General features: G+C 65.1%; 27 protein-coding genes. 8 read left to right on the top strand and 19 right to left on the bottom strand.

The window, feature by feature from the left end:
- Window position 1: 1 nt before the first annotated feature.
- Window positions 2-1,729 (bottom strand): GAF domain-containing sensor histidine kinase, encoded by a 1,728-nt coding sequence (locus DWV11_RS11460; protein ID WP_342767740.1) that lies wholly within the window; start codon window positions 1,727-1,729, stop codon window positions 2-4.
- 431 nt (window positions 1,730-2,160) lie between these two features.
- Here DWV11_RS11460 and DWV11_RS11455 point away from each other — a divergent pair, with 431 nt between their 5' ends.
- Both DWV11_RS11455 and ald read left to right on the top strand, forming a co-directional pair.
- Window positions 2,161-2,415, top strand: a complete 255-nt coding sequence (locus DWV11_RS11455) for a YegP family protein (protein ID WP_115789018.1) — start codon at window positions 2,161-2,163, stop codon at window positions 2,413-2,415.
- A gap of 259 nt (window positions 2,416-2,674) precedes the next feature.
- Window positions 2,675-3,793: an alanine dehydrogenase gene (gene ald / locus DWV11_RS11450; protein ID WP_115789017.1), complete on the top strand. Its 1,119-nt coding sequence runs from the start codon at window positions 2,675-2,677 to the stop codon at window positions 3,791-3,793.
- 268 nt (window positions 3,794-4,061) lie between these two features.
- Here ald and DWV11_RS11445 read toward each other — a convergent pair whose 3' ends face one another.
- From DWV11_RS11445 to DWV11_RS11395, 11 genes are all read right to left on the bottom strand, one after another.
- Complete coding sequence (locus DWV11_RS11445; RefSeq protein WP_115789015.1) at window positions 4,062-4,481, bottom strand: DMT family transporter; 420 nt, start codon at window positions 4,479-4,481, stop codon at window positions 4,062-4,064.
- Window positions 4,482-4,507: 26 nt separating this feature from the next.
- On the bottom strand, window positions 4,508-4,828 hold the full coding sequence (locus DWV11_RS11440; protein WP_115789013.1) for a DMT family transporter: 321 nt from the start codon (window positions 4,826-4,828) through the stop codon (window positions 4,508-4,510).
- A 47-nt stretch (window positions 4,829-4,875) separates the two neighbouring features.
- Window positions 4,876-5,343, bottom strand: a complete 468-nt coding sequence (locus tag DWV11_RS11435) for a nucleoside deaminase (RefSeq protein ID WP_245953564.1) — start codon at window positions 5,341-5,343, stop codon at window positions 4,876-4,878.
- Window positions 5,340-5,960: a DsbA family oxidoreductase gene (locus tag DWV11_RS11430; RefSeq protein WP_115789011.1), complete on the bottom strand. Its 621-nt coding sequence runs from the start codon at window positions 5,958-5,960 to the stop codon at window positions 5,340-5,342. The genes DWV11_RS11435 and DWV11_RS11430 overlap by 4 nt, the downstream gene beginning before the upstream one ends.
- Window positions 5,961-6,036: 76 nt before the next feature.
- Window positions 6,037-6,516 carry a MarR family winged helix-turn-helix transcriptional regulator gene (locus DWV11_RS11425; protein ID WP_245953563.1) on the bottom strand — a complete coding sequence of 160 codons (480 nt, stop codon included), beginning with the start codon at window positions 6,514-6,516 and terminating at the stop codon, window positions 6,037-6,039.
- Window positions 6,517-6,549: 33 nt separating this feature from the next.
- The gene (locus tag DWV11_RS11420; protein WP_115789009.1) at window positions 6,550-7,323 is read right to left on the bottom strand and encodes a maleate cis-trans isomerase family protein; all 774 of its coding nucleotides are present in this window, start codon (window positions 7,321-7,323) and stop codon (window positions 6,550-6,552) included.
- A 16-nt stretch (window positions 7,324-7,339) separates the two neighbouring features.
- Window positions 7,340-8,005, bottom strand: a complete 666-nt coding sequence (locus DWV11_RS11415; RefSeq protein ID WP_115789008.1) for a transglutaminase-like domain-containing protein — start codon at window positions 8,003-8,005, stop codon at window positions 7,340-7,342.
- Window positions 8,002-9,129: an acyl-CoA dehydrogenase family protein gene (locus DWV11_RS11410; protein ID WP_115789007.1), complete on the bottom strand. Its 1,128-nt coding sequence runs from the start codon at window positions 9,127-9,129 to the stop codon at window positions 8,002-8,004. Before DWV11_RS11410 ends, DWV11_RS11415 begins: the two co-directional genes overlap by 4 nt.
- 9 nt (window positions 9,130-9,138) lie before the next feature.
- Window positions 9,139-9,513, bottom strand: coding sequence for an ectoine synthase (locus tag DWV11_RS11405; protein ID WP_115789005.1), 375 nt, complete (start codon window positions 9,511-9,513; stop codon window positions 9,139-9,141).
- Window positions 9,514-9,557: 44 nt separating this feature from the next.
- Window positions 9,558-9,818 (bottom strand): acyl carrier protein, encoded by a 261-nt coding sequence (locus DWV11_RS11400; RefSeq protein ID WP_115789004.1) that lies wholly within the window; start codon window positions 9,816-9,818, stop codon window positions 9,558-9,560.
- Between the two features lie 3 nt (window positions 9,819-9,821).
- Entirely contained in the window at window positions 9,822-11,183 is a 1,362-nt protein-coding gene (locus DWV11_RS11395; protein ID WP_115789002.1) for an AMP-binding protein, read from the bottom strand.
- A gap of 42 nt (window positions 11,184-11,225) precedes the next feature.
- On the opposite strand from DWV11_RS11395, the gene DWV11_RS11390 reads away from it, so the two are divergent.
- Complete coding sequence (locus DWV11_RS11390) at window positions 11,226-11,888, top strand: 4'-phosphopantetheinyl transferase superfamily protein (protein WP_168404679.1); 663 nt, start codon at window positions 11,226-11,228, stop codon at window positions 11,886-11,888.
- Window positions 11,889-12,029: 141 nt separating this feature from the next.
- On the opposite strand, the gene DWV11_RS11385 is transcribed toward DWV11_RS11390, so the two are convergent.
- From DWV11_RS11385 to DWV11_RS11365, 5 genes are all read right to left on the bottom strand, one after another.
- On the bottom strand, window positions 12,030-12,692 hold the full coding sequence (locus DWV11_RS11385) for a hypothetical protein (RefSeq protein WP_115789000.1): 663 nt from the start codon (window positions 12,690-12,692) through the stop codon (window positions 12,030-12,032).
- Window positions 12,689-13,240 (bottom strand): RNA polymerase sigma factor, encoded by a 552-nt coding sequence (locus DWV11_RS11380; RefSeq protein ID WP_115788998.1) that lies wholly within the window; start codon window positions 13,238-13,240, stop codon window positions 12,689-12,691. Before DWV11_RS11380 ends, DWV11_RS11385 begins: the two co-directional genes overlap by 4 nt.
- A 134-nt stretch (window positions 13,241-13,374) precedes the next feature.
- Window positions 13,375-14,058: a hypothetical protein gene (locus tag DWV11_RS20130; protein WP_168404677.1), complete on the bottom strand. Its 684-nt coding sequence runs from the start codon at window positions 14,056-14,058 to the stop codon at window positions 13,375-13,377.
- Between the two features lie 137 nt (window positions 14,059-14,195).
- Complete coding sequence (locus DWV11_RS11370; protein ID WP_115788996.1) at window positions 14,196-15,254, bottom strand: Gfo/Idh/MocA family protein; 1,059 nt, start codon at window positions 15,252-15,254, stop codon at window positions 14,196-14,198.
- 190 nt (window positions 15,255-15,444) lie between these two features.
- The gene (locus DWV11_RS11365; protein ID WP_210725724.1) at window positions 15,445-16,062 is read right to left on the bottom strand and encodes a TetR/AcrR family transcriptional regulator; all 618 of its coding nucleotides are present in this window, start codon (window positions 16,060-16,062) and stop codon (window positions 15,445-15,447) included.
- Window positions 16,063-16,189: 127 nt separating this feature from the next.
- Between DWV11_RS11365 and DWV11_RS11360 the strand changes: the two genes are divergently transcribed.
- Window positions 16,190-16,753, top strand: a complete 564-nt coding sequence (locus tag DWV11_RS11360; protein ID WP_115788993.1) for an NAD(P)H-dependent oxidoreductase — start codon at window positions 16,190-16,192, stop codon at window positions 16,751-16,753.
- 327 nt (window positions 16,754-17,080) lie between these two features.
- The gene (locus tag DWV11_RS11355) at window positions 17,081-17,872 is read left to right on the top strand and encodes a GerMN domain-containing protein (RefSeq protein ID WP_115789091.1); all 792 of its coding nucleotides are present in this window, start codon (window positions 17,081-17,083) and stop codon (window positions 17,870-17,872) included.
- Between the two features lie 69 nt (window positions 17,873-17,941).
- On the opposite strand, the gene DWV11_RS11350 is transcribed toward DWV11_RS11355, so the two are convergent.
- Both DWV11_RS11350 and DWV11_RS11345 read right to left on the bottom strand, forming a co-directional pair.
- Window positions 17,942-18,478 (bottom strand): hypothetical protein, encoded by a 537-nt coding sequence (locus DWV11_RS11350; RefSeq protein WP_115788991.1) that lies wholly within the window; start codon window positions 18,476-18,478, stop codon window positions 17,942-17,944.
- On the bottom strand, window positions 18,475-19,581 hold the full coding sequence (locus tag DWV11_RS11345; protein WP_245953562.1) for a hypothetical protein: 1,107 nt from the start codon (window positions 19,579-19,581) through the stop codon (window positions 18,475-18,477). Before DWV11_RS11345 ends, DWV11_RS11350 begins: the two co-directional genes overlap by 4 nt.
- Window positions 19,582-19,825: 244 nt before the next feature.
- Here DWV11_RS11345 and DWV11_RS11340 point away from each other — a divergent pair, with 244 nt between their 5' ends.
- From DWV11_RS11340 to DWV11_RS11330, 3 genes are all read left to right on the top strand, one after another.
- On the top strand, window positions 19,826-21,136 hold the full coding sequence (locus DWV11_RS11340; protein WP_115788990.1) for an aminotransferase-like domain-containing protein: 1,311 nt from the start codon (window positions 19,826-19,828) through the stop codon (window positions 21,134-21,136).
- On the top strand, window positions 21,133-21,564 hold the full coding sequence (locus tag DWV11_RS11335) for a universal stress protein (protein ID WP_115788988.1): 432 nt from the start codon (window positions 21,133-21,135) through the stop codon (window positions 21,562-21,564). Before DWV11_RS11340 ends, DWV11_RS11335 begins: the two co-directional genes overlap by 4 nt.
- 263 nt (window positions 21,565-21,827) lie before the next feature.
- The gene (locus DWV11_RS11330; protein ID WP_115788986.1) at window positions 21,828-22,163 is read left to right on the top strand and encodes a hypothetical protein; all 336 of its coding nucleotides are present in this window, start codon (window positions 21,828-21,830) and stop codon (window positions 22,161-22,163) included.
- Window positions 22,164-22,200: the final 37 nt, after the last annotated feature.

Raw genomic sequence — 22,200 nt, 5'->3', positions numbered from 1 at the left:
GTCAGTGCATAACGGGCACGGTCCAAGTCACGACCGTGCCTTTTCCCGGCACGCTGTCGATCGTGCAGGTTCCGCCCAAGCCTGCTGCCCGGTTCTTCAGGCTATCCAGTCCACGGGTTTTCACGGGGTTCGCAAAACCTCGGCCGTCGTCGCTCACCGTGCGCACGACTTCGCCATCTTGGGCCGCCAGGCGGATCTGGATTTCTTGGGATCCTGAATGTTGGACGGCGTTGGAGACGCTTTCGCGCAGCACCGGGATCAGCTGTTCGGCGATGTCGCCTTCCACGACGTCATCGACAGGGCCTGACAAATCGATTCTCGGTATGAAGCCAGCGGCTTGGGCAGCCTCCTGAACAACGCGGAGAATGCGGCCACTGAGGACCTCCTGGCCCAGGGGTCTTGACTCGAGAGCGTATACGGTGTCCCGCAGCTGATGGATGCAGTCATCCAGTTCCGATGTCACGCTGTCCATCCGCTCTTGGGAAACCGGATCCGAGGTGCGTTGGCGCAGACCTTGAATGTTCAGCCCCGCCGCGAACAGCCGTTGTATCACCAGATCATGGAGGTCCCTCGCGATCCTTTCCCTGTCGACAAACAATGTGTGTTCCTCGCGAAGTCGGCTTGCCCGCAGCAGATCCAGCGTCAAGGCCAGCCGCGAGCCGAAGGCCGCGCTCGATTCGATCTCGGCCTGCGTGTAGCGTGTTCCGCCAGGGGGCCTGGCGAGGATGAGCAGCGTCCCGCTGTGTCCGTGGTTACTGGCCGCCAGAGGTGCGATCAGCACAGGCCCGAGCTTCTCGGCTGACTTCGGGCCGAACACCTGCAGCGGGTCCGGCAGAGCCTTGGGTCCGCGGCTCTTGAGAACTTCAAGCAACACTGCCCGAGCAGGCATTTCCTGGCCGCCCGGTGGTGACTGAGCACCCACGCAGGCCTCGCAGCGCACCTTCCCGTCGTCCGCCAGTGATGCGACGAGGGCCAACGTCGAGGCCGATACCCGCTGGGCGCGCTCCGCAATGATCTCGAAGTTTTCGAGGTCAGATCGAGGGCTTGCCCTCAACTGATCACTGGTTTCCATGCCCGCTTCCAACCACAGCTGGCGGCAGTTAATGTCCTCGAACACCCGCGCGTTTTGGATCGCCAGTCCGGCAGCAGCGGCAAGGGCAACTGCCAGGTCTTCATCCTCTTCTGTGAAGTCCCTGCCGCCAGTCTTCTCCGTCAGATAAAGGATCCCGAACACTTCATCCCGAACGCGCACCGGAACACCAAGGAAGGTTCGCATGGGCGGATGACCCGGCGGGAAGCCGGCGGCCATGGGGTGCTCACCGAGGTCGTGGAGCCGCAACGGGCGGGGATCACGGATCAGCTGTCCGAGGACTCCGTGGCCGGACGGAAGATCACCAATGCTCCGGACCCCTTCCTCGTCGATACCGACGGTGATGAAGTGGCTAAGACCCTGGTCAGTGCCGATGATGCCCAGCGCTCCATACCGTGCACCGACAAGTTCGCATGCGGACCGGAGGAGGCGGTCCAGCACCGCTTCCAGGCTCAGGTCCTCCGCCAGGGAAACGACTGCCCCTAACAAGCCCACCATGTTTTCCTGAGCTTGCACGAGTCCATCTGCCAGCTCCACGAACTCACGCAGAAGTTCGCGATTCCGCCGCCGCATCGGTTCACGCCACACGAGAAAGCACCTCGATAATCGGCCAGCTTCACCCGCGGCTGCCTGCTTCACTCCAGGTCCCCTTGAGTGAAAGCCCACCAGCATCTTTCCAGTTAATGCTACCCATTCCGACGCCGGTGAGTCATGAGATCTTCGAATCGTCAACCGGTTGCATGCCTGCCTTCTGAGCGGCGGATGCGCGGACCGGCGGCCTGCAAGAGTGGCGGGCCCGCGTCTCCGATTTGGGCATTCGTCAGGGGCCACATGACAAGGACCTTGGTCCCTAAAGCCATCCATTCCGAAAACCGATAATGATACCCACAACCGGGCAAGCTCTGGTGTTGTCAGTGCTTCCGAATCGCTTTTGACTTCTGTTGGACTCCCTCGTCCACAAGCCAGTCTTAGGGACTGGCAGGCCATCAGTGAGCCGGGTCCCGGGATTGGCGCAGGACGGTCCAATCCGGGATGCATGCTCCCGAACGAAGGACTGAAAGGTCGTAGTCATGGCTGGACACTTTGAAGTTTTTACCGATGACCATCTCCAGTTGCGCTTCCGCCTGATCGCAACGACCGGGGCCATATTGCTCGAGTCCGGGCCATACAAGGACAAGCGGGCGGTAGCTGCCGCGATCTTCGATGTGCGCGAATGCGCAGGCACCGGCCTGGTCGAAGACCACAGTACCGCGGTCCGGAATCCCGGGTTTGCCGAAGCGATGCATCAGGACGCTCGCATCATCATGGGGCGTCCGGGCAAGTGATGACCGTAAACAGACCAGCAATAGCTTGAAGGCTGGCCCACCGGGACCCCTCCCCCGCCAGTCCAACATCAGGCGACACCTGCCGCTCACCACCTCGACATTTGTCGAGCTACGGAACCCAAAAACCCCGGAATCACGCGGAAGTCGCTCGCCGCCGTCGAGCGCTTTCCTGTCTGGTGGCTCACAGCGGATCTATTCTGGAATCACAGTCCCCCACCGCCCAAAGGCCCAACAAGCCTTTCGAAAATGGAGCCCAAGAATGATCATCGGTGTCCCCAAAGAGATCAAGAACAACGAATTCCGTGTAGCCATCACTGCGGCCGGAGTTCACGAGTTCCGCACCCACGGCCACACCGTGCTGGTGGAGCGCGGCGCAGGCCTGGGCTCGGGAATCACCGACGAGGAATACTCGATCGCCGGCGCCGAGATCGTTCCCGAAGCCGATGACGTGTGGGCCCGCGCCGACATGGTCATGAAGGTCAAGGAACCCATTGCCGCCGAATACCACCGCTTCCGCAAGGGCCTGATCCTCTTCACCTACCTGCACCTGGCCGCGGAGCCCGAACTGACCCAGGAGCTCATCAACTCCGGCGTCACCGCCATCGCCTACGAAACCGTGCAGGATGGCCGCGCACTGCCGCTGCTGGCCCCGATGTCCGAGGTAGCCGGCCGCTTGTCCGTGCAGGTGGGCGCCAACTCCCTCATGGCCCCGGCCGGCGGCAAGGGCGTGCTGCTGGGCGGCGTCCCGGGTGTCCGCCCCGCCAAGGTCGTGGTACTCGGTGCGGGCGTGGCCGGCACCAACGCCGCCGCCATGGCCCTCGGCCTCGGTGCCGACGTGACCATCATGGACATCAACATCAACCGCCTGCGCGAACTGGACGCCCAATACCAAGGCCGCCTGAAGACGGTAGCCTCCAACGCCTACGAGATCGAAAAGGCCGTGGTGGATGCCGACCTCGTGATCGGCTCCGTGCTGATCCCAGGTGCCAAGGCACCGAAGCTGGTCTCCAACGAACTGGTCTCCCGCATGAAGCCGGGCTCCGTGCTGGTGGACATCGCCGTGGATCAGGGCGGCTGCTTCGCCGACACCCACCCCACCACGCACCAGGAACCCACCTACAAGGTGCACAACTCGATCTTCTACTGCGTCGCCAACATGCCCGGCGCTGTTCCGAACACCTCCACCTACGCGCTCACCAACGTCACCCTGCGCTACGCCGTGGCCCTGGCCAACCTGGGCGTCAAGGCCGCCTTCGACCGCGACCCGGCCCTGGCCGCCGGCCTCAACATCGCCGCCGGCCACGTAGCGCACCACTCGGTGTCCGAGGCCCACGGCCTGCCCCTGGTGGCCGACTGGCACGAGCTCGTCTCCGCGTAGCCTCCACACGGTACCGACTCCGACGGCGGGTTCCCGGCTTGCAGAAGACGGGAACCCGCCGTCGGGCTTTAACCGGGGTGTTCGACCCGCGGTATTCGGGGCGGGGCTAGACTTCGGGTGGCGATCACGAGGAAAAGCGCACGGCGCAGAATATGGAAGGCCCCGCACGCATCCGGCGTGCGGGGCCTCGAGTCTCACAGTTTGCCAGCCCGCTTGGACTCAAGCCGAGGTAATCGGGCGGGTCGGCATAAGAACCAAATCCGTGTGTCTAATGAGGTTCTGCCGCCTTGGCGGGCTTTTTCCTTTCAAGCACGGGGCTGTCGGCCAGCTTGAGCCATACGACGCCAACGACTATGACGATGAGCCAGAATGCTTTGGCCAGGGTGAGAGTCTCGCTAAAGAAGACTGGGCCCAGCAGGGCGGCGCCGGCCGTGCCCAAGCCAGCCCACACGGCGTAGCCGATCCCGACATCGATCTTTTTCAGCGCAACGCTAAGGAAGAACAGCGTGAACAGGAAGAACACGATTGCAACGAGCGACCAGACGAGGTCGGTGAATCCCCGGCTGCCATTGACGCTGAGCGCATAGCCGACCTCAAATGTTCCGGCCAGGAGCAAGGAAGCCCAAGGGCCGGCCTTCCTTTCGCTGACTGCAACGGGCGTTTCCTTGATGGGCGTGGTGGTGGTCATGAGGTTCCTTTCGCGGCAGGATCGGGTTAGGCGGTTCCGGCCAGGTTAAGGCCGACTACGCCACCGATGATGAGGGCAATTCCGAGGAGTTTCTTCAGGGTCAGGCGCTGCGAGAAGAAGAGTGCGCCGACGATGACGATCCCGACACCGGATACAGACGTCCAGATGGCATAGCCGACGCCGACGTCGAAGGTCAGCAGCGCGAGGCTGAGGAAGAACGTGCCGATTGCACCGGCGACGAGGGTGCCGATCGTCCACCAAAGCTTGGTGAACCCTTGTGCTTTTCCGGCGAAGATGCCGACGGCGACCTCGAAGATCACGGCAATGCCGAGGTAGAGCCAACTCATGTTGAAAATCCTTTCGTGGGTGACGGGCGGCGAAGTCAGTGCCCGTATTAGATGATTGTTTGGCGGTAGCGGGCGAACGGCTCGAGCCCGTGCTCGGTTGGGAGGTGGTGATAGACCTCGGCGCGTCGCGTGTCGGAGATCCCAAAGGCCGGGTAGCTGGCGCGGTAATCGAAGCCCCATGCTGCGGCCTCGTCCCGGTCGACCGCGACATGGATCGACTCGATGCCATGGTCGAGCGCGAAGCGGTAGCACAATCCGCAAGGCTCCCCCGTGGCCAGGAGAGTAGCTCCGCTGAGCTCGGTCCGGCCCCGGGAAGCCATAGCATCCCTCATTGCGACAACCTCGGCGTGCGCGGTGTGGTCCCGGGTCTCGCGGACCCGGTTTACGCCGAACCCGGAAATGACTTCCGCACCGTCCACGACGACGCCGACAAAGGGCAGCCCTCCGGCCTGGACATGCGCAAGGCATTTCCTTACAGCTTCATCCATGACGTTCTGGAAAACCGAGGTATTCACCGCAGAGCTCCGAGGGTGCCTGCTTCGACGCGGAGCTGGTCGATGACCTTCTTCAGGCGGGTCGCGCTGGGAACACCGGGAAGGACCTGGCCATTGACCACGATGCCGGGGACCGAAGTGATTCCCACCGTGTTGGCGGCGTAGTCCTGGTCGGAGCGTTGCCGGGCACGACGCTCGACGCTTTGCAGGGCGATCATGACGTCGGCGGAGTCCAGCCCAACGGAGGCCGCAACATCCAGGATCACTTCGTCCTGCCCGATGTCGCGGTCGTCCTGGAAGAACGCCTTGTACATTGCTTCCGAGTAGCCTTCTGCCTTCCCGTGCTCCTGGGCCAGCTGGAGCACGATGAACGCCTTCTCGGTGCGGGGCTGGGGCGAGACCGTTGGTAACGCCACATCGATGCCGAGCCGTTCAGCCATCGGGTAGACAGCGTCCTTCCAGATCCGCGGAAGATACTCGTCCTCCGGCCGAAGTGTAGGAACCGGGTCCGGACGGAGTTCGAACGGCCTGATCGTCACCTCCACTCCGGGGTCCCGCCGGAGCTCGTCCAACGCTCCTTCAGCCAGGAAGCAGAACGGACAAACATAGTCAACGAAAACGTCAACCTTGATGGTCATGGGTGGCACTCCCTTCCATTATTCTGTATGTGCATGCATGAACTTAGGTAAAAAAACACCGTGAAGGCGCGGAGCCTCAGGAAATAAGCCCGCTCAGGGTTGCGAAGGATCGGTCCAGATCGACCAGGTCAAGCTGGGGGTACTGCTTTGCCGCGTTTCCAAGCAGTTCGCAGATCTTCGCCTCGTAGGGCTCACGAATTCTCTTGATCGTGTCCAGTCCATGCTCGGTGATGACCGCGTAAACGCCGCGCTTGTCGTCCGGGCAGGTGTCGCGGAACGCCAGTTTCTTACTTTCCATGCGGCCAACCAGGCGCGTCACGGAGCTCTGGTTGAGGCCCACGCGCTGCGCGAGCTCGGTGATCCGCAGTTCGCGGCCGGATGCCCTGCTCAGGAGCAGTGCGGCACGGTATTCGGTCAGGCCTAGGCCGTAGTTGTCGACAAGCCACTTGCCGAGCGTGGTGTCCACGGCAGCAACGACTGCGACCACCTGGGCCCAGGATGCACTGAGGTTGCGCGCGCCGGCCTCTGCCTTGCCCTCCGAAAATTCCATGTACATGCACATAACCATAGCAGGTGACGGTCCTTTGCGTCACCCTTCGGCGAATAGCCTCCCGTAACCGGCGATCCTGCTCCGGAGCCCGCTGCCTTCCAAGCTGGCCCAAAGGAGCACCTGGTTGGCAGTCAGGACAGTAATGCCGAGCTTCTCCTCGATGGTCTCGATGGCGCCGATGGCCCGTTGGCCGTTGCCTGCAATGAAGATCGTCTGTGCCCCGGTGCTGCGAACCAAATGTTCGACGGCGTCGGTGGTTGTGGCAGGGGTGATCGCGAGCGGTCCGCCCGTGGGCCCGCTCGGGGTTGCCGAAATGATGTCGAGGTCGAGTTCCTTGAAGTAGGCCTCGCCGGCCTGGCAAAGCTCATCATCGAACCACGACGGAGCCATTATCGCGATCCTGTCGAGGTCCAACTGTCGGACCGCGGCCGCGGCGGCGGTGGCCGTGGTGTTCAGCCGGATACCGTGGCTAACCGTGGCCAGTCGTGCGAGGAGTTCCTGCTCCCGGGCAGGACCGATCTTGAACGAAGAGCTCGTGAATGCCAGACCGATGGCATCCAATGGAGAACTTGAGAGGCTCTCGACTGTCCGGTCAATGACTTCAGGCGCGATGAACTGGAGCACCGGGTCGTGGGCGATCTTCTCATCGATGGTGCCGCCAGGGTGCATCGGGCTGAAATCCACACGCGCCCCGTGGACCGTGGCGCGCATTCCGTCAAGCATCGCCTGGGCTTCGGCCTCGGGGCCGATGTCCGCGTGCGGGGTGACGAGGCCCAGTTTGAATTCGGATTCCCATCCGTCGTAGTTCCACATATGCCTGTTTTCCTTTCTAACGTGCCATTGCCGCGGCACTCAGGGCCATCGAGGTCGGCGTGCGCCCGTGATCGGTGACCATCTTCGGGTGCTTGTCTTGGATGATTTGCAGCAACTCGACCATTTCCGGCTCGGGATAACTGCGCTGCTCGCCGCGATAAAGCATCTTCGTGCTGGCGCCGTTGGACTGCTCGATCGAGTCCCCATTCGGGTTGAAGCGAAGGACATCGACGTTGTAGAGGGCGCACAGCAGGGCGTTGAAGATCGGCGCTGCCTTGATCCATCGTCCGTTCAGGTAGATCCGGGCATACCAGTGCAGGAATTCTTCGCCGCCAACGAGTTCGAGCATCGCGGCGTCCGCGACATGGTTGGTGACGACATCGGAACATAGCATTGCAGGAACGCCCAGCTTCCGGCAGCCCGCGACAAAGAGGATGCTCTTGTGCAGGCAGAAGCCGGAGGCTTCAGCGACGACGCCGGAGGCTCGAAGGTCCGGATGCAGCGAAACGTTGAAAACGTTGTAGTCGATGGTGTCGCGGACCGCATCATGGAGCCGCTCGACGGCTTTGGCAATGCTCGGCGCCTGGTAACATCCGGCGTCGTTGACGAACCGGGCGACTGCCGGGTTGTCGTAATCGAACACCGGTGTATCTGCCGTCAGGGCGGGGTTGTGTCCGGTCATGAGTGGATTCCCAACATCGTGGCGATCTTGGTCCGCAGCAGGTCATTTGATCCCGAATAGATGGCGCCCGGAACAGCGTCGAGCAGGTACCCGCCCAAGGGCGAGGAATCCAGGTAGCCGTTCCCGCCGTGGACCCGCATGGCGTTGACCACCGAGTCCACGTTGGCCTCACTGATGAAGATCTTGGCCGCGGCGATCGCGACCGTGACGTCATCGAAGCCGTCGAGTCGGTCGGCGACCGAGTCCAGGAGCGCGGCGCCGAGTTCGATGGCGATCTGGGTCTCCGCGATGCGGTTCGCGACCAGTTGGTTGCTGCCGATGCTGGTTCCGAACTGTTTGCGGTTGTTCACGTAATGCACGGAGCGGGCAACCAACTGATCCATCTCGCCGATGTTTCCGGCGAAGGCGAGGAGGATTTCGCGCTTCATGACCTGGTCCAGGATCAGGAGCCCGGCGCCGCTGTGCCCCACCCTCTGGGTGACGGGTACGTGGACATTATCGAAGGTGACTTCGCCGATGGGCGATGTCCGGAGCCCGGCGGTTTCCATGGTCTTCGACGTGTCCACGCCTGGCCAGTTGGTCTCCACCAGGAAGGCTGAGATGCCCTTGTCGACCCCGTCTTCGACGGTTTTGGCGTAGACAATCAGGGTCGCAGCGACCGGCGCGTTCGTGATGAAGCACTTCGCGCCGGTCAGGACATAGTGCTCCCCGCAAAGTGTCGCGGTGCTGGTCATGTTCATCACGTCCGAGCCGGCGTCGGGCTCGGTGATGGCATGCCCGCCAATTGCCGTTCCAGACTCGGCTCCTGGCAGATAGCGGTCGCAGAGTGCCTTGTCGGCGAATGCGCGCAGGCAGTAGATCGTGCTGGCGAGCTGTGTGACAGCTGAGAAGGTCAGCCCGCGGTCCGGGCTGGTCCTCCCCAGCTCACGCATCCGGCTGATGGCAGCTTTCATCCCCGTGGCGTGGGTTCCGGCCTCGGCAAAGGTGGCGAATACCCCGCTGTCCGACGCCGCTTCCCACAGCCCTGCAGCAAAATCCCCGGGCTGAGTCCTTTCCGACTCGTGAGCCGGTTTGGAGAGTTCCTTGATGAAGCCGGACCACCGGTCTTCGGTTATTGTCGTCATTCTGGCTTCCTAATAAGTGCTGAATCCGCTGTCGCTGAGGACATGCTTCTCATCGCCTCGGATGGGCGGGTTGAAGACGCTGATGAGTTCAAGATCCTCGTGTTCGGATGCGCGAAGAAAGTGTGGCTCGTTGCCGTCCAAGGCGTAGATCACCCCGGGCGTGATCGCGAAGAGGTTTCCTTCGGTGTCCTCAACGTTGCCCGAACCCTTGATGCAGTAGCAGGCTTCGAGGTTGCGCCTGTACTCAAGCTTGGACTCTGTCCCGGCACGGACGAGGGTGTGGGCAACGGCGAAGCCCATATTGTCGGCCTCAACGAGAAGGCGGTGGCTGGTGCCGTTGCCCCACTCGACGGCAGCGACTTCGTTCTTGGACCTGGTGAACATGCGGTTTTCTCTTTTTCTCTTGTGGGTGCTGACGGCTGAGTGTCTTAGGACGCGACGACGTTGCTTCGGTTCGCCTCGATGAAACACGCGATACCTTCGGGAGTCTTCAGGTCATCGGGATTGATGGAGATCGAGTTGATCGGGATCTGGTAGGTCCGCCCGCACCACCCGAGCAGCTGGACTGTGGTGATGCTGGTCAGGATTCCTGTGGCCAGCAAGTCCAGGTCCGATGGCAGCTCTTCCGCTGTGAGGTCCGTGGCGAACTTTTCGACGATGTAGTTCTTGACGTCATTGAGGATGGGCATGGGTTACTCGCTTTCGATGCGTGACTTGATGCTGGACAGGTCTGGTTTGCCGTTTCCATTGAGCGGAAAGGGCGCAGTGAAGGGGTGAAGAAGGTTCGGCATGGCAAAGGCGGGCAGCCGTGCACTCATCGCCAGACGGAGCCGAAGTCCCGACGGCACCTGGTGTTCGGGGCCGGGCGCGGTGTACGCCAGGTGAAGTTGCTGCGCACCGCCCGTCTCCTCGACCCAGGCGCAGGCCATCCCGACGGCCTCGGTCCGGCGTGCCGCTTGCTCGATCTCGTCGAGATTGATGCGCTGGCCCCGGAGTTTAAGTGTCCGGTCCCGGCGCCCCAGATAGTGAAGGTGCCCGTCCGACCAAGAAGCCTGGTCCTTCATGGGGTACAAGTCATCGCCGGGGGCTGTCAGCGGACGGAGTGCCCCGTCGGTAATGTAGCCGAGCGCCATCCACGGCGTACGTACCAGCAACTCCCCTTCGGCCTCGGCATGCAGGTGCCCGACAGACTGGGTTCCGCCGTCAGAGTCTAAGAAGACTTCGCAGCCATCGATCGGGGATCCCAGCGGCAGCGTCTCCGTTTCCGCGAACTGTACCGCGGACATCGTCTCGATGAGACAGTCGTTGATCTCGGTCGCACCGTACACGTTATGGAACTTGGCCCTGGGGAACATCCGGGCGGCGGAGATGCGGCTAGCTCTGGAAGCGACACCACCGGTAAGGACCACATCGCGAACGGATGCATACGACGCACCGTCTGCGGCGTTCACCAACGCGTCCAGAGTCGACGGCACCACTTGGACGAACGTCGGACAGTGGTCACGAAGACGTCCGGCAAGGTAGGCAGTATCGTGCAAACGGGCGGTATCGGCCACGACTACAGAGCCCCCCGCTGCGAGGACGGCCCACGTGTCAAGCAGGGAAACATCGAAGTTCCACGGGCTCAAGCTCAGCGAGACCGTCAGGGGCCCAAAACCGAAGTAGGCCGCACCCCAACGGACAAACCGCTCGATCCCTGCAACGGGAAGAGCCACCAGCTTCGGCGCCCCGGTCGAGCCCGAGGTCGGAAGCGCAAGAATCCCGCCACGCTCGGCCGGTTCGGCCTCTGCCTGTGAGCGGACAAAAAACTCGATTTGCTCCGCAATCGCCTCTACATAAGACTCTGACGAGGCGGCGGGCACAAGCGCCACGACGCCGCCGCGGTTGAGCAATTCCGCACATTCATCGACGAGTCGACCACTCTTGACGGCCCTGTAAACGCCGAATCGGTCTCCAGCGCGGCCTTCCCGAATCCCGGCAACCGCGTCGACGACCTTGCCCGCAGACACCGCCAACCGGCCCGTGCCGATCGTGCTCTTCGTTGTCGAGCCCATGCATTCCCCCTTTTGGACATGCGCAGGGGTAGCCAAGGACTGGTGCACACCACCCCCACCGACGCATGTCGTTTGATGTACATGCAACAATATAAACTAGTGCATGTGCATGCATCAAGTCGGAATTTTGAGAAATATCAATTGTTTGGAATTTGTCACCCACCGTTCATGAAGACCGAGATCTTCACCGCGCCATCGGGGCCGGACAAAGATGTGGGCGCCGAACTGGTGGCACGTGTCCTCGGCGCATCCGCCCGCCGGTATTTCCGCAGTCCAAACAGGCAGTTTCCGCTCGCGTTCAACGGTGCCTACTTCTCCGTCTCTCACACTGCATCCATGACAGCCTTAGCGGTCTCAACGGTTCCGATCGGCATTGATGTCGAATGCCGAATTGCCACCGATGCTGTTGCGCTGATGGACTGGGCACTCTCGAAAACCGAGCGAGCCGAGGTTGCGCGGCGTGGGCCTGAGGAGCTGGCCGAGATCTGGACAGCGAAGGAAGCGGCCGGCAAAGCTGCCGGCGTGGGACTTCAACCGACTCCTGCGGGGATTCTGACGATGGCCATATCCGAGTTGCCAGGCCATCGGTCCGCTTGGGTTCCCGATTCCAGTGACGGTCCCGCTGAATTCACGACCTGCGGGTCGTGGCAGGGAGACCAGCATCTCCGGATTGCCTGGCCGACCGACACCGACAATGCCCATTAAAGACAAGCGTCCAGCCTTCGCATGGCAGCAACGGTTGGCTGCCGATGGTCCTTGGGTGCCCGCACGAACCTTAGGGAGCCTGTGGCCAGCGACGGCGGGTCCCGGCTGAAGACGAGAACCCGGCGACGGTTAGACGCAGTACTAGGTCCTGTCAGGGTTTGCCGGACCTCCCGTCAGCCTTGGTGCCGGAAGCGGTAACGGCACAGTAGGTACGGGCACGGGCAGCTTGACGGTCCGGTTCCCGGGGAGGCCGGGGATGCTACCTTCGGGAGATGCGCCGGACCGATGCGGAACCGGGGCGAGGTTCCCGGCGCCAGGCGTGGCGTTGACCGAAGGAACCGGGGTTGCCGCGGGGGCGTCTGTCGGGTCGTTTGGCCGGGGGCTGCGGTGTAGTGCCGGCGGAGCCGCGGGGGGAGCGGCCGGTCTCGGGAGCACCCGGGAGACGGCGGTGCCCACCGCATTGCCGAGGTGGCTCAACACAGCGGGGATGCCGCCGCCGGACGCTGCCGCCGCGGTGGCTCCCACGGCAAGGGAAGCAGCGACGGCGACGGCGGTCACCGCCAGGCGGCGCTTCCTCCGGCGGGCGGCCAGTTCGTCGACAGGCGCCGTGCCGCCGGCGTCACCAGCGGCCGGCGTGGCAGGCACCATCAGGGCACGGAGCTGGGCGGAAGGCTCCGGGGGGATGTCCGCCAGTGAGCGGAGTTCCAGCAGTCCAGCCCGGATGTCCGCGGCGTCCTCCAAGCCGGACTCGGCCAGCAGCCGGTTGATGCCCGCGGCACTGCCGTCGGGGCGGTGTTCGCTCATGATGTGCCATTCCTTTGTTGCGCGCACTCCCGGAGTGCGAGCAAGGCCCTGCGCTGCAGTTGTTTCACGGCTCCTTGTGTCTTGCCCATGATGGCGGCCGTTTCTTCCAGTGAGAGGTCGGCCACGACCCGTAGTGCCAGCACCTCGCGGTGGTCGTCCCTGAGTCCGTCGAGCAGTTCGGTTACGCCGAGACCGTCCCCGTGCCCGAAGGCCTGCGCCTCGGCCGACGGTGTGCGGCGCTCGTCCAGCCCCGGCTCGAAGGGGCTGAAGGCCGGCTCACGCTCCCGCTTCCGGTAGTGGTCCACCAGGCGGGCGTGCGCGATAGAGAAAAGCAGGGACTTGGCCCCCTGGAGTCCCCCGTGGAGGGCCGGGATTTTCGGGTAGAGCGCGAGGAAGACGTCCTGAGTGACCGCCTCGGGATCGTTGACGCCACGGGCACGCAGGTATCCGAGGACCTGGCCGGAGAAGCTGTTGTAGGCAGCCGTGAAGAGCAGCGCGGGGTCTTCCGCGTCCGTCTGCACATATTCCTCAGCCAAGGGGTCAAGCACCCGCGGCCCTCCATCCCACGCGGCGCCCGTTCCGTCCTTGCGATAATGCGGGGACCGGCGCCGCCGTCTGTTGCGTGGCGGGGCTCCCTGCCCGAAAACAGGGAACCCCACGTCGTTAAACCCTAGCCGTGGGGCTAGGGACGGACGGAATCGATGGGTCCGTCAACATGGCCGGGCAGCTCAGCCGGGGCCGTCGGAACGGCGGGCACTGCAGGAGCTGCCGGCACTGCAGGAACTGCTGGAACTGCTGGAACCGCGGGCGCCGCCGGGACTGCAGGCACTGCCGGCGTTGCAGCGTTTGTACTCGCGTGGGCCTCGGCGTCGGCCGCACCGCGGGCAGCAAACTCGGCTTCCACACCCGCCACGAGGTGCTCGCAATGGGTTCCGACGTTGCCTTCGCCGCCGGCGGCCACCGCCAGGGACTGGTAGCCCGGAATCTTTGCATCAGCGTTCAGCCCGCCGCTGAGCAGCGCCTTGCAGAGGCCGAAGGATTCGGGCAGGGCGACGTCGGCCGCCTTGGCCTTGGCAGCCTCGATAGCGTCCGCAATCTTCGCCTGCGCAACGTCGACGGCGGCGGACGCCTTGGACTGCGCCTGACCGGCCGCGTCGGCAGCCTTCGCCTTCGCGGCAGCGGCTTCGCCCTCGACGTCCTGAACGGCCGGAGCGGGTGCGCCGATCAGATCGTGGGCCTTCTGCTGGAGGTCTGCAGGAAGCACTCCGGCGAAGGCTACGGCGCCGGAACCGCCCACGGTGACGGCTCCGGCGGCGAGCAGGCCAGCGGCGACTTTGCTGGTGGCAAGGACAGTGAACATGGACATGGAACCCTCCGACAGATGTCTGGCTTTGGCACGGCAGCAACGGTCGGCTGCCGGTGGTCAGTGGCGCGGGGCGCTGCCCGCACGACCCTTACATCGCCAGCGGTTCCGGAAAAGTTACTCCTTCACGGAAAAATCTCTCAGGGGGCGATCTTCCGCGCCTGTTCGATCAGCTCCAGCACCGCGGCCGAGTCCTCAGGATCCACCGGCAGCGGCAGCGCAGAGGAGGCTCCGCCGTCGGCGATCTTGTCCGCGAGGATCCGGTAGAACTCCTGGTAGGCGCCGCGTTCGGTGGGAACCGGCGTTTGCACGCCGTCGCGCTCGAGGATGCCGTAGTGTTCCTGGGCGTCCAGGCCATAGGCCGGGTCCGTGGGCAGTCCGCCGCCCAGGATGAACGGTTCCTGCGGGTCGACTCCGTACTTGACGAAGCCGGCGTCACTGCCCAGGATCCGGAAGCGCGGGCCGTGCAGGCGGCTGCTCAGGTTCAGGGCGTGGTGGCTGATGACGCCGGAGTCGTGCCGGAGCGCCAGGAAGACGTCGTCGTCGGCGCGTTCCTGTGCGCGGCGCGCGGTGATTTCCGCGTAGCGGACTGTCGCAGGTCCCAGCAGCCGCAGCGCGAGGTCCAGCACGTGGGTGCCGAGGTCGTAGAGGACCCCGCCGCCCTCATCCACGCCGGCACCGGCCTTCCACGCCTTGCTGATCTCCGGGGCCCAGCGCTCCATGGAACTTTCGAACCGCAGCACCCGGCCCAGCACGCCGGCGTCGAGCAGTTTCTTCACGGTGAGGGCGTCGCCGTCCCAGCGGCGGTTCTGGTACACGGTGAGCACCCGGCCGAGCCCTGCCGCCAGCCCGATCAGTTCCCGCGCCTGCGCGCTGTGCACGGTGAACGGTTTGTCCACGACGACGTCGAGCCCGGCTTCCAGCGCAGCTTTCGCGAGCGGATAGTGGCTTGCCGGGGGCGTACCGAGGATGATCAGGTCCAGGTCCCCGGCGAGCGCGAGGATGTCCTCCGGCCGGTCGACAAGCTTCACGCCCGGATAGCGCCCGCTTGCCGCCCGGCGGCGACCGGCGTCGGAAGTGGCGATCACGTCCAGCGAATAGGCCGGGTCCGCGGCGAGGAACGGGGCGTGGAAGACGCTGCCGGAGAGGCCGTAGCCGGCGACGGCGGCACGGATGGGGGTGCGGGAAGCTGGCGTCATGCTGCCAAGGCTACTCCGGCGGAGCCGCACGCGGGCCGGGTCTTATCCAGGATCGTTCGGATGTGCCCCACGGCGCTCCCCCATCCTTCGGTGGCCCGGCGTTCCAGAATGGTTCTGCGCCAAGTCAGGCGGCAGCTGGCGTCCGGATCGTTATCAACGGATGACGGCAGTTCACAATCGTCAGAGCCAGTCACTTCGCACCAGGCGGGCAGCCCAGGAGGCGGCCGGCAAATTCGCGCCAGCCGGCCTCGATGCGGGCAGCCTCGACCCCTTGGCTGCGCAGTGCATAGAGCACGCGCTCCGGGTCGAGGGTCGAGAGCAGGAACGATGCCATGAGCCAGGGATCGTCGACGCCGGCCTCGCGCAGCAGCATTTCGAGGTGGCGGTGCCAGAGCAGGGCGGGCGGGGCCGCGTGGCGGTTGTGCGGGGAATGCTCCGCGGCCCTGGCGAGCTCGCCGTACTTGTCGATGTACCTGATCCGGGCTTCGCCGAAGGCCATGAGGCGTTCCACCGGCGGCGCGCCGGGACCCAAGGGCGGGGGTCCGAAGATGAACCGCTGCTGGAACTCGGCTTCGGCGTCGCTCAGCAAGGTCATCATCAGGCCTGCGCGGTTGCCGAAGCGGCGGAAGACCGTCCCTTTGCCCACCTCCGCCCGGCAGGCGAGCATGTCCATGGTGACGGCGTCCACGCCGCGCTCGGCAACGAGTTCCCTGGCAGCCTGCAGGAGACGCTCGCGGTTGCGGGCGGCGTCGCTGCGCTCGGACGGCGGCCCCGAAGAACCCTCCGGGCGGATTGGGATGAGGCTCACAAGAAACATTCTAGTCGCGGGAATACAAACCGGACCGTAGTCCGTTTAGTCTAGTGAAAGGCAGGCATCCAGCCTCAGAACAAGCGTCCGACGGCTCCGGCCGCGGGACAGAAGCAAGGAGTTTCCCATGACCACGAACACCGTTCTCGCCCTGGTTGGCAGCCTTCGCGCCGACTCCCACAACCGCAAGCTGGCCGAAGCCATTGCCCTGAACGCGCCGGAGGGCGTGGATGTCCAGGTCTACGGCTCCCTCGGCAACATCCCGTTCTACAACGAAGACATCGACGTCGAAGGCCAGGTTCCGGCCGAAGCCGCCGCCCTGCGCGCCGCCGCGGCAGGGGCCGACGCCCTGCTGCTGGTCACCCCGGAGCACAACGGCACCATGCCCGCCTCGCTCAAGAACGCCATCGACTGGCTGTCCCGTCCCTTCGGCGCCGGCGCCCTCGCCGGTAAGCCGACCGCCGTCGTCGGGACCGCCTTCGGCCAGTACGGCGGAGTCTGGGCACAGGACGAGGCCCGCAAGGCCGTCGGCATCGCCGGCGCCAAGGTGCTGGAAGACGTCAAGCTGGCCGTTCCCGGTTCCATGATCCGCTTCGCCGAACTGCACCCGAAGGACGACGCCGAGATCGTCGACCAGATCAAGGCCATCTTCGAGCCCCTCACCGCCGTCGCCGAAGAGGCGGCAGCCTGACCCTGTTGAGGTCTTAGCTCCAAGGCTCCGTTCCGCCGGATTTCCGCGCGGAACGGAGCCTTCTGCGGCTCTCCGGCGCGCTACCAATCCGTGACGGAGCTGACGCCGAACTGTCACCGCCGGGGCATTTCGCGGCTGATTTGCCGGCCTTACGGTTGAAGCAAGGGGCGGCAACCATGGGCAGCGACCATGGGGCTGCCGGGTAGCTCGGGGGCTGTCATGGTGGGTACGCGCGGATTCGGACGCTCGACGGCGGTCGCCCCGCCACGCGGCGTGTCGGCCGGTTCGTCGCCTGGTTCCCTGGCTTTCGGCAGTCCGGCTTTCGGCATGCTGCTCGCATGCAGCCTGGTTTTCGGGCTTGGCGGCTGTGCGCATTCCGCAAGCCTGGCACCCGGACCGGCCCTTCGGGAGGCTGTCCCGGCGCCCAGTCCCGCGGTCGCCGCGCCCTCTGGGCTGCCCACCCCTCCGGTTCAGGCGACGTCGTCCACCGTCCCGCCGGCTCCCGAGCCCGCCGCGCCGGGGGCCACCTCCCCCGGCGCGGACGGCTACGTCATTCCGGCGACGCCGGCGCCGGTTGCGGTTCCGCCCGCCTCAGTTCAGGCGCCGCCCGTGCCGCCGTCTTCCACTGGGACGCCTGCTGCGAGTTCAGGCTCCGGCGCGCCGGGCACGGATGAGGATCTGGCGACGCTCACCGGCCCCGCCATTTACCTCGTGGCAATCGACGACGGCGGCCGCCGCGGCGCCCGCTTCGGCTGCAACGACAGCCTGGTCGCAGTGCGCTCCGGCGCCTCCGGAAGGCAGGTATCCGCCGGCTCGGCAATCACCCCACAGGACCCGATGGCGGTCGCGATTGCCCGGCTGCTGGGCGCTGACAGCGTTCCGGCGGGCTCAAACCTGTACAACGCCCTCGCCGCCTCGGGCCTGACCTATGTTTCCGGCCGACTGGACGGAGCCACGGCCGTGGTCGACCTCCGCGGAGAACTGCGTCAGGGCGGAGTGTGCGACAGTCCCAGGATCGATGCCCAGCTTACGCAGACCGCTATCGCGGCCACTGGCGCATCCCGGGCGGACATCCGGATCAACGGGCGCCCCTTGGCCGAGCTCCTGGATCTGCGGTAACGGCACGCGCCCGATTCCGCGCCGGTCCCGGGCCCGGTTCCGGCCCCGGCGCCGGTTCCGGGAGGCGGCTCATGACGTGGCGATCGCAATCAGGCGCCGCAAGGCCCAGGCCATCCGCACCAACCCGAGCGCTGCAGCGAAGCCGAGCCCGAACACCACCGCTTCAATGGGCCAGACGCCAGTGACACCGTCGCCCTCCACGAGGATTGCCGCCAACGCTGCCACGAGGAGGGCGGCCAGGACCGGGATGACGGAAAGGAACGCCTCGCCGATCTGCCGCCGATGGTCCGGGGCCAGCCGCTCCAAGGGTAGTGCCCGCTGCCCCGGTGGCGCCTTCTTTCCCAGCACGTTCACCAGCATGGAAACGCTGCTGAGGATGAGGCCGGCGACGGCGCCGGACAGGGTGGCCAGGGTCTGGAACAGGGTCCGGCGCGGGTCTTCGGCGACACCTTCGATCAGGAACGGTTGCGCCAAGACGGCGGACACGGCCAGCCAGGCACCCAGCGCCAAGGCCCCCCAAAGCAGGTCTGCGCGGGGATGCTCGAGGAACCAGCGCCAAGCGGCGGCGCGGCGCGGGCGGCCGATCTCGACGTTGTACAGGCTCATCGCGCGGAACCTCCCGTCAGGACCCGCTCCTCCGCGGTCAACCGCTCCGCCGGCTCCGCTCTTGGTGCCGGCTCCGCTCTTGGTGCCGGTTCCGCTCTAGGTGCCGGCTCCGCTCCGGTTACCGGCTCCGTCCTGGCTGACGCTTCGGCTGCCAGTTGCACGGCGGTGGCCGCGGCGAAGGCCGGGACCACGGAATTGTCCGGCGTTCCTGTCACCTCCGGCAGCGTCCTGGCAAAGAAGTCCTCGTGGGTCTGCGCCTGCTTGCGCAGGATATCCATGGCCTCGGCCGCGGCGCGGGCTGGATCGTTGAAGGCGCCCGCGTCAACGTCCACGTATGAAATGAACCGCTCCTTGAGCAGGTCCACCACTTCCCGGTCGCCGCTGACGGAGTTCTTGCCCTCGGCCACCACGTGGTCGAACTGCTCCATGGATCCGGCACGCCGGAACACGTCAATCAGGTGCTGGATGCGTTCCCTGATGCGTTGCTTGTCCCGCGCGCTGCCGCTGCGGCCGACGCTGAGGGACACCCTGAACGTGCCTTCACTCATGAGGCGCGAAGCGCTGTCCAGCACATCTGCCCATTCGCCGTCCATGGATGTCCCGGACAGGCGGCCAGCCGGCAGGGAGAATTCGAAGCGGCTGACGTCCAGACGGTCAAGGATGTCTTCGACGTCTTCGCGGACAACGGGAACCAGGCCCGGCTCCACTCCAAGCATCCCGCCAAGATACTCCCCGAGCCGCGCAGCCCGAGGCCCGTTTCCGCTTCCCAGCACCGCCACGACATTGCGCTTCAGGAAGGCGAAGTACGTGGTCTCCAGGAGGCGGTCGCCGGCGTCGAGCGGCAGCGCTTTGCGGCGCCCCGCGCTGTCCCCCACGCTCGGCAGGTCCCTGCCACGCACACGGTCCAGCAGCAGCACCGGAACGGGTGCGACGGCGGCCGCCTGGGCGAGCAGGACGGTTCCGTCGGCGCAGCGGAAGTGGCGGTCAACGCCGTCGGCTTCTGCCTGCCGCAGCACGTCCGCCACCCGGCGCACGGGAAACGGCCGGAACAACCCGTCGCCGTTCACCGTGTCGATCCGCCAGAACTGCACGCTTCGTTTCACCAGCCCACCATCCTGTGCCTTGTCCGCTTCGCGTCCGCCATCAAACTGCCTTGCGCCAAAGCTACGCCGGGGCACCGACATTCGCACCGGCGTCGGCCATTCCCTGTTCCGCTGCGCGAACTGGCAGCACATGGCCCCAGTGGCGCCTCCAGAGGGCATGTGCCGCCAGCTCGTGCAAGCCAGCGGAGCGCTTTCGAAAACAATTGTTGCCCAATTGGCAACTCCGGGGAGTATCCTTTTCACTGTGACCCACGAAACACTGGACGCCGGGCCGGAGCTGCCCGCCGAAGCGATCGACGCCATCGAGAGGGCGGCCACCGCCGCCCACCGCCACGAGGAACTGTTCTCGGAGCGCGCCGCCAACATCAAGCAGTCAGCCGTACGGGACGTCTTCGACATCTCCATGCGGCCGGGCCTCGTGTCCCTTGCAGGCGGAAACCCCTACCTTCAGTCCCTGCCCCTGGAAAAGCTGGGCCAAACCGCAGCCCGGATCATCGCCACGGACGGCATGACCGCCCTGCAATACGGCGGCGGCCAGGGCACCGAGGAACTGCGCACCCAGATCTGCGAGATCATGGCGGCCGAGGGCATCACCGATGCCCGGCCGGAGAATGTGGTCATCACGGCGGGCTCCCAGTCGGCGCAGGACGTCGCCACCAAGGTCTTCTGCGATCCTGGCGACGTGGTGCTCGTGGAAAACCCCACGTACGTCGGCGCCCTGAACACCTTCGAGGCGTACCAGGTCCAGGTTGAAGCCGTGGACATGGACGGCGACGGCCTGGTGCCGGAGATCCTCGAATCCCGTATCGCGGAGCTGCAGGCCCAGGGCAAGAACATCAAGTTCCTCTACACGATCCCCAACTTCAACAACCCCTCCGGGATCACCCTTGCCGCCGGGCGCCGCCAGCGGATCGTCGATATATGCCGCAAGGCGAATATTCTAGTGCTGGAGGACAATCCCTACGGCCTGCTGCGTTTCGACGGCAAGCCCCTGGCGCCGATGCGGGCCCAAAACGCCCACGACGTCATTTACATGGGTTCCTTCTCCAAGATCTTCGCGCCCGGGCTTCGCATCGGCTGGGCCCTCGTTCCGGAACACCTGCAGCGGCGCTTCTACCTGGCGTCCGAGGCCGTAACGTTGTGCCCTCCGACGCTCAACCAAATGCTCATCTCGGCCTACTTGCGCGATTATGACTGGCGTGGCCAGATCGAAACGTACCGGACGCTGTACCAGGAGCGGTGCGCGGCCCTGCTCTCGGCTCTGGACAAGTACATGCCCGAGGGCCTGAGCTGGACGCGGCCCGACGGCGGCTTCTTCGTCTGGGTGACGCTGCCCCAGGGCGTAGACACCTATCCGCTGCTCCACAAGGCGATCGATGCCGGCGTCGTGTTCATCCCCGGCGCGGCCTTCACGCCGTCGGACGGTCCATCAAACAAACTGCGTTTGGCGTTCAGCGCCGTGCCTCCCGATAGTATTGCCGAAGGCGTCCGGAGACTCTCGAACGTACTCACGGAAGCGATTGAAAACAGATCCAGCAAAGGAGCAGGTCTATGAGCGGTGTAGTCCTCGTCGGCGTCGACGGAAGCGAAACGGCACGCCGGGCGGCCGAATCGGCCAAGCGGCTGGCAACGGCCTTGGAAGCCGAACTGCGCGTCGTCACGGCATTTGAGAGCGACCGCGTCGAGATTGTCGAGAGCGGCGCCGACAAATGGGTCCTTTCCGACGCAGACGCCGCTGAAAAGGTTGCGCGCACCATCGCCGGGGAACTCGCCTCCGAGCGGCTGCAGACCAGCTACGGCGCCGTCCGCGGCAAGGCCGGCGAAGCACTCGTCAGGGAAGCCGAGCGTGTGGATGCCCAGCTGATCGTGGTCGGAAACCGCCGCATGCAGGGCCTCGCCCGCATCCTGGGCAGCGTCGCGAACACCGTTGCGCACAATGCCCCCTGCGATGTGTACATCGCCAAGACGGACGAACCCGCCTAAGGCAGGTTCCCGAACCGCGTGCTCGCAGAGCCGGCCGGTTCCCTGGTGAAAACCGGGAACCGGCCGGCTTTTTTCTGTGCCGCGGTGAGGTCCTGCCGCGGTGCTGGTATGACGCGCCGCACTGCCATCCTTGACGCGAATCACGCGGCGTGGTGGGCGTTCTCACCCCGTTCTCGGCCGGTCCGGAAGGTCCCCGCCGATAAAATTGAGGAAGGCCCCCGAAGGCGCGAGCCGCCCACCACAACGACCTCCAGGACCTCATCTTGCTTACTCTGCAGCGCCAGCGCGTCGGGCACGACATCCTCCTCGCCCGCCACGGAAACCTCATCAGCTCCATGCGTTTCGACCGGAGCAATGACCGCGTCGTCGCCGTCCTCAACGACGGAACCACTGACAGCGCCCCGAACCTCATTTCCCCGCTGCTGGAGATGCCGGAAACCCTCCGCAGCGTGCTGCGTTCGGACTGGCGCGCCCTGGTTATGGGTTCGGCAATGATGCTGGCCATCGGCCTCCTCGCTGCAGCCGCGTCCATCGCACTGACCGGCAACATGAGCGACGAGCAGCTGGCCCAGCTCTCCTACTCAACTTCCCTGTACTGATCCCGCTGGCCCGCTGAAAGCCTGGGCCCAGCGCGCA

The organism is Arthrobacter silvisoli, from assembly GCF_003369445.1.
GTDB lineage: Bacteria > Actinomycetota > Actinomycetes > Actinomycetales > Micrococcaceae > Arthrobacter > Arthrobacter silvisoli.
This window is presented reverse-complemented; position numbering and strand designations above follow the sequence as displayed.